This is a genomic window from Streptomyces sp. NPDC056296 (genome assembly GCF_042268605.1).
In the GTDB taxonomy this organism is placed as follows: Bacteria; Actinomycetota; Actinomycetes; order Streptomycetales; family Streptomycetaceae; genus Streptomyces.
On sequence record NZ_JBHJRX010000124.1, the window covers coordinates 1 to 5,470 of the forward strand.

The 5,470-nt window shown below is 69.4% G+C and carries 5 protein-coding genes; 3 read left to right on the plus strand and 2 right to left on the minus strand.

Going from position 1 to position 5,470, the window contains the following annotated elements; genetic code table 11:
* Positions 1–314: 314 nt before the first annotated feature.
* Entirely contained in the window at positions 315–629 is a 315-nt protein-coding gene (locus ACFCZF_RS40575; protein ID WP_376675941.1) for a hypothetical protein, read from the plus strand.
* A gap of 94 nt (positions 630–723) precedes the next feature.
* On the opposite strand, the gene ACFCZF_RS40580 is transcribed toward ACFCZF_RS40575, so the two are convergent.
* Together ACFCZF_RS40580 and ACFCZF_RS40585 are read right to left on the minus strand one after the other, a co-directional pair.
* Entirely contained in the window at positions 724–1,425 is a 702-nt protein-coding gene (locus ACFCZF_RS40580; protein ID WP_376675942.1) for a restriction endonuclease, read from the minus strand.
* Between the two features lie 790 nt (positions 1,426–2,215).
* A complete protein-coding gene (locus ACFCZF_RS40585; RefSeq protein WP_376675943.1) occupies positions 2,216–2,785 on the minus strand; it encodes a hypothetical protein in 570 nt (189 codons plus the stop codon).
* Positions 2,786–3,173: 388 nt separating this feature from the next.
* Here ACFCZF_RS40585 and ACFCZF_RS40590 point away from each other — a divergent pair, with 388 nt between their 5' ends.
* Positions 3,174–4,313, plus strand: a complete 1,140-nt coding sequence (locus ACFCZF_RS40590; RefSeq protein ID WP_376675944.1) for a hypothetical protein — start codon at positions 3,174–3,176, stop codon at positions 4,311–4,313.
* Between the two features lie 26 nt (positions 4,314–4,339).
* Positions 4,340–5,386, plus strand: coding sequence for a DNRLRE domain-containing protein (locus ACFCZF_RS40595; RefSeq protein ID WP_376675945.1), 1,047 nt, complete (start codon positions 4,340–4,342; stop codon positions 5,384–5,386).
* Positions 5,387–5,470 lie beyond the last annotated feature (84 nt).

The following is a 5,470-nucleotide window of genomic DNA, read 5'->3' on the forward strand; positions in this document are numbered from 1 at the left end:
CCGTCACGCCTCAACCCGCTGTTGCCGCAGCGGCATGACCTGGTCACAAGGCGTCACCACCCCGGCTTGACACCATGATTGGGAATCTCTTTCGGCCAGGTTCAGACCTGCTTCCTGAGCTGTCGGACACTCCTTCCCGGGGCGTCCTCGCCGGTCATGGCGGGGTAACGGCTGGCCGGGAAGTCGTCTCAGAGCGTGTGGTGGACATGAGACGTTCCTACGCGCTCGGCTTCACGGGATGCACACTTGCGGCGCCCTGCATGCGTGGTCCCCCAGCCCGCGGCAACCGCCCCTGCTGTGAAGGACGTTCACCGATGAACGCGTTGGGCAGACGTATGCCCTGCTCCCGCTCCACTCGTCGAGGCTGCGCTGTTCCGTACCGGCTCGCGCTCGCCGTCCAGCGGGCCGGCCGCCTGCTGTGCTGGAGCCTCGCGGCCGGCATGACCACCGCCGCGCTCGACCTCTTCCTCGACCCCCAAGCACCATGGTGGCGCACCGTCTGGCCGCTGCCCTGGTACCTCACCTGCCTGTCCACCCTGGCCTGGGCCGTCCTGCGCGCCTGCGAGAAGGCCTCGCAGCGCCCGCCCGACGAGGACACTCTCCCGGATCACTGGGACCAGGCGGCGTAGGGGCGGTCGGCCGTACACACGAAGCCGAGAAGTATCGCCGTCTGAACAGCCAGGGTCGGCTGCCGAACTCCGCCCGCCGACGGCACCGCGCATCTCAGCTCAAAGGCGACGGGCGGCGCGGGGGCGGAACCGCCCGCAGCAGCTCCCACAGCGGACGGGAGCCCGACGCCCACACGGCGAGCGTCTGGCGGTCGACGACGTGTAGCCGCTGCTGCTTGGCGAAGGCCACAGCAGGACCGGTCACGCGTCCGTTCGTGACGATCACGGCGACGTCGGCCCCGTGTACCTGCCGGGCCGTCCCGTTGAGCACCTGCAGATCCGGTGTGCCCACCGCCGAGCCCTGGGCGCCGTTGCGGCGGTGCTTGCACTGGATCACCCAGCGCCGCCCGAACGGATCCGTGGCCTTCACATCCGCGCCCAAGTCCCCGCGGCCGCCGACCCGCTGAGCGTCCCGGCAGCCGTCCCGCCGCATCAGGTCTCGTATCGCGTCCTCGAACCGAGCATGGTGCAGTGCGTCCAGCTGCGGCAGCCCGTAGCGCAGGCCCTGCGCCCGCACGGCCTCCCACTGGGCCCGCTGCTGCCGGTTGTAAAGCCACCCGGCACCCGCCAGCACGGCGAGCACCAGGACCACGACAAGAACCCACCAGTGCGCCAACAGCCAGTTGACCACCATCACCACCAGACCGATGGCAGCAGCCGTCACCACGGCGAAGACGATCAGCTGCGCGTCCCTCTGCTGCTGCCTTCGGCTGGGCCGCCTCGTACGCCGCCGCGCCGGCGGCCGACGCCGGGTCACCGTTCCCACCGGATCGGGTAGGACACCGCGGGACGTGGCTCCGGTGCAGCGGGAGCACTGTCGAACTGGATCGGGTACTGGACCGTGGAATGCGGCTGCGGAACCCCCTCAGCCCCCGCAGAGACGTTGCTGTTGCCCAGGCCGACCACGGCCAAGGCCACCAAACCGAAGATCATCGTTTCCCGTTTCGCCCCCGGAGCCCAGCGCGAATGTCCGCGAACCGGAGTCCCGTCAGAGCGCACGTACGGCCGCACCCAAGGCATACAAGCTCTCCCCCCTCGTAACAACTCCCCGCACATCCGCTCATGCTGACAGGAGCCACTGACAACGCGTCAGCACATCACCACCACGCGTGATCAAGGAAGGAGAGAACAGGCCAGGTCAGGGAAGACGCGGGGCCCTGCCCCGCACCCCGGCCACCCTGCGGAGGGGGTGAGGGGGCGGCGTTTTGGGTGCGGGTCGTGGGTGGTGGAGATGGTGGTGGAGTCGTGGTGCGGCCCCCTCGTCGGACGGCACCCGGAGGGCACCACGCCGCCCGCCGGCCGTCCAGGACGCCCAAGGGCGCCGCTTCGCGGTCGGGCAAGCCCGATCCTGGACAGCCGACGAACAACGCGGTAGGGCTACGCCTGCCGCCCAACGAGGGAACCACCCCACTCGGCACAGAACCACGGCGAACCGCCGGAGCAAGGCCGGCGCCGCATAGGTGACCGAGCTGGGCAAGATGTGCCAGTGAACTGGATCGTCAACGCCGTCTCAACAGGCGGGCCTACCGGTCTCGTCCCGCCCTTACTCATGTCCCCCTGAGCTCGGCGCGAGCCTGCTGCAGCTGCTCGACGGAGACGGCGCCGGAGTCCGGCAGGCCGGCCTCGGCCCACGCGGCCTGTGCACGGGGGACGGCGCCGCCGGCGTCGTCGAGCAGGATCTTCTTCGCCAGGTTCACGGCGATGGCACCGTCGCCCAGATCCATCAGGTGCGCGAGCATGCGCACGCTCTTGGTCGCGGAGGCCTTCTCGTTGTAGCGGAAGACCAGCACCCATCGACCTTGCAGGCTGCGGGCCCGCTCGATGAGGTCGCGGCCGCGGTCGGTCTCCTGCTGCTCGGTGCGGATGTGCTCGGTCTCCCCGGCCGGTGAGCGCAGGGTGAGCAGGCCCCGGCGGCTGGACTCCTCGATCTCGACGTTCTCAAGGAACGCCACGAACCGCGAGGCGCTCTCCAATCGGTCGATGTCCTGCGCGGCCTGCTGGGCGATCAGGTGCAGGTCGACGGTCAGTGCGTGCACCCGGCGGCCCCAGGACGGTTCTTCTCCTACAGGGCAGGGGCCGGCGGCCTGGGCGGCTGCGATGACAAGGCTGTAGTCCACGCCCCCATCATGACGGCCGCCACCGACAGCTCCCGGTTTTCATGCCGCGTTCCGGTGGAGGGCCGGGCACCCAAGGCCTGCCGCCCAACCTCCGTCGCGTGCTGGCCTGCACCAGTTCGGGCCGCGATACGTGTCGCGGTGATGAGGTGCCGCGCAGCTCCGACGCGAAGGCCGGCGGCCGACACTCCGTCCACTGCACGAGACGGCCGGTGTGATCACTATCGCGTTTCAGGGCGAAGTCCCGGCTCAGCCCGTCACCCGGCTGGAGGCCGGTCAGCCGGGGCCGATAACTGCCTTTCCGCAGGCCTCACTTGTGCCTAGTGTCCTGCGCTCGTGACGCTATTCGTACACGCGTCGCATTTTCCTACAGGGAAGGACATGCGCTTTCGTGTCTCCATACAGACAACCAGCGCCCCGGCGCAGGGCACGCTTCGCGGCCGGGGTCGCGCTTCTCCTGGTCGCCGAGACCGCGCTCGTGGCCGGGGCCTCGCTGCCTGCCGGCGCGGCACCCGCTGCGGAGCCCGACGATCGCAGGAGCGTCCAGCCGTCGAAGGACGAGATCCTCAAGTCGGACATCGCGTGGGCAGCAGCGCACGCGAAGGGCTCGGAGGCATGGGCGATCACCCAGGCGAAGAAGACCGGCGAGAAGGTGGTTGTCACGGACGAGACGACCGCCACCACCTACACCGTCGCCAACCCCGACGGCACGCTGACCACCGAACTCACCACCGGCCCCGAGCGGGTGTGGCGTGACGGGAAGTGGCACAAGGTCGACGGCACGCTCACCGCGGGCGCGGACGGCGCGGTGCGGGCGAAGAACCACCCCGAAGGGCTGCGCCTGGCCGGGAAGACCGGCAAGGCCCCGGCGTCGCTGAGCGCCGCGCAGAAGGCGGCTCCGAAGGACCTGGTCACGCTCGGCAGCGGAGAGCAGGCGGTGACCCTGCAGTGGAAGGGTGGCCTGCCGAAGCCGGAGCTCGACGGCACGACGGCCCGGTACAACGATGCCGTGCCGGGCGCGGATGTGATCGTCGAGGCGACCCGTACCGGCTTCGAGCAGTTCGTCGAGATCGCGCGGAAGCCGAGCGCCGCCGGCTACTCGTACACGCTGCCGGTCAAGGCCAAGGGCCTGATCGCGAAGGCCAACAAGGACGGGTCGGTGTCCTTCACCGACGCCAAGACGGGCGAGACCCGGGCGACGATGCCCGCTCCCGTCATGTGGGACGCCTCAGTGGACCAGCGGTCCGGGAAGCACGAGAACCGGGCCCGCGTCGGGATGAAGGTCGTCGACAAGGGCAAAGGCGTCGTGGACCTCGTGGTCACCCCCGATGCCGGCTTCCTCGCCGACCCGGGAACGCAGTATCCGGTGACGGTGGACCCGTCGACCTCGGCCTTGGGGAACCTGTTCGACACCTACGTCCAGCGCGGTGAGACGGTCGACTGGTCCGGCGACACCGAGCTCGACCTCGGCAACCCCGGCACCAAGAACGGCGACGGCACCTACCGCACGGCCCGTTCCTTCATCACCTGAACACGGCGCCGATCGCGGACGCCCTCGTGTCGAAGGCGACCCTGTCCCTGTGGAACTTCCACTCGGGCAACACCGACTGCACCGCCCAGCCGTGGGAGGTGTGGACGGCGAGCAATGCCAGCACCTCCAGCCGATGGACGAATCAGCCCGTCATGGACGCGAAGTACGCGACCTCCACCGCCACGCGCGGCAACCCGGGCTGCACGGCCGCCGACGGGTGGATCACCGCCGACGTGACCACCCTGGCCCAGTACTGGGCGGGCAAGCAGTGGGGCCATGCCGGTATGGGGCTGCGCGCCTCCAGCGAGTCCGACCTCCACGAGTGGAAGCGCGTCAACTCCGCCAACAACGCGGCCAACCAGCCGAAGCTCACGGTCACCTACAACTACCGCCCCTCGGACGGAACCAACCGGCAGGCCGGCGCCCCGTTCAAGTCCTACGCCGGAGTGTGGGCGGTGAACACCACCACCCCGACCCTGCGGGACACCTTCACCGACCAGGACGGCGACCAGGTCAACGGCACCTTCCAGGTCTACGACGCCGCCACGAACACGCCCATCACGACGCCCCTCGGTGAAGGACTGCTCCTTTCACCGTACGGGGACCAGGGCAAACCCGTGTCCGTCTCCGTGCCCGCCGGCCAGCTCAAGGACGGCCGGACGTACAAGTTCCGCACCAACGCGTACGACGGCGCCCACTACAACCTCAACTGGTCCCCCTGGACCCAATTCGTCGTCGACACAACGGCGCCGGGTGAGCCGACGGACATCACTTCGGCCACCTATCCGGAGGGCTGGGGCGGGGGCGGCGGCGGTGTCGCAGGCACCTTCGACGTCACCACTGGTGCCGCTGACGCTTACCAGGTGCAGTACCGACTCGACCCGTTCGAGGACGACGCCCCCGACTACGGCTGGTCCTCCGTGCGGACCACCAGCGGCTTCACGAGGGCGGCGGCCCCGGACGCGTCGTACGCGGTGACGCCGGCGGTGGACGGCAACCACGTGGTACAGACGCGTACCGTCGACCGGGCCGCGAACGTGGGTCCGATCAAGGACTACGGGTTTGGGCCTTGACCCCTGATGTTGGACACACGAGACACTGGATCCTGAGGATCTGAGGACGGACATCTCGTGGTCATGAAGAACTATCCGCCGGAG

What these genes read in the sequence shown, in the direction of transcription:
- ACFCZF_RS40575 (WP_376675941.1), top strand. Translation starts at nt 315, where the DNA reads ATGAACGCGTTGGGCAGACGTATGCCCTGCTCCCGCTCCACTCGTCGA.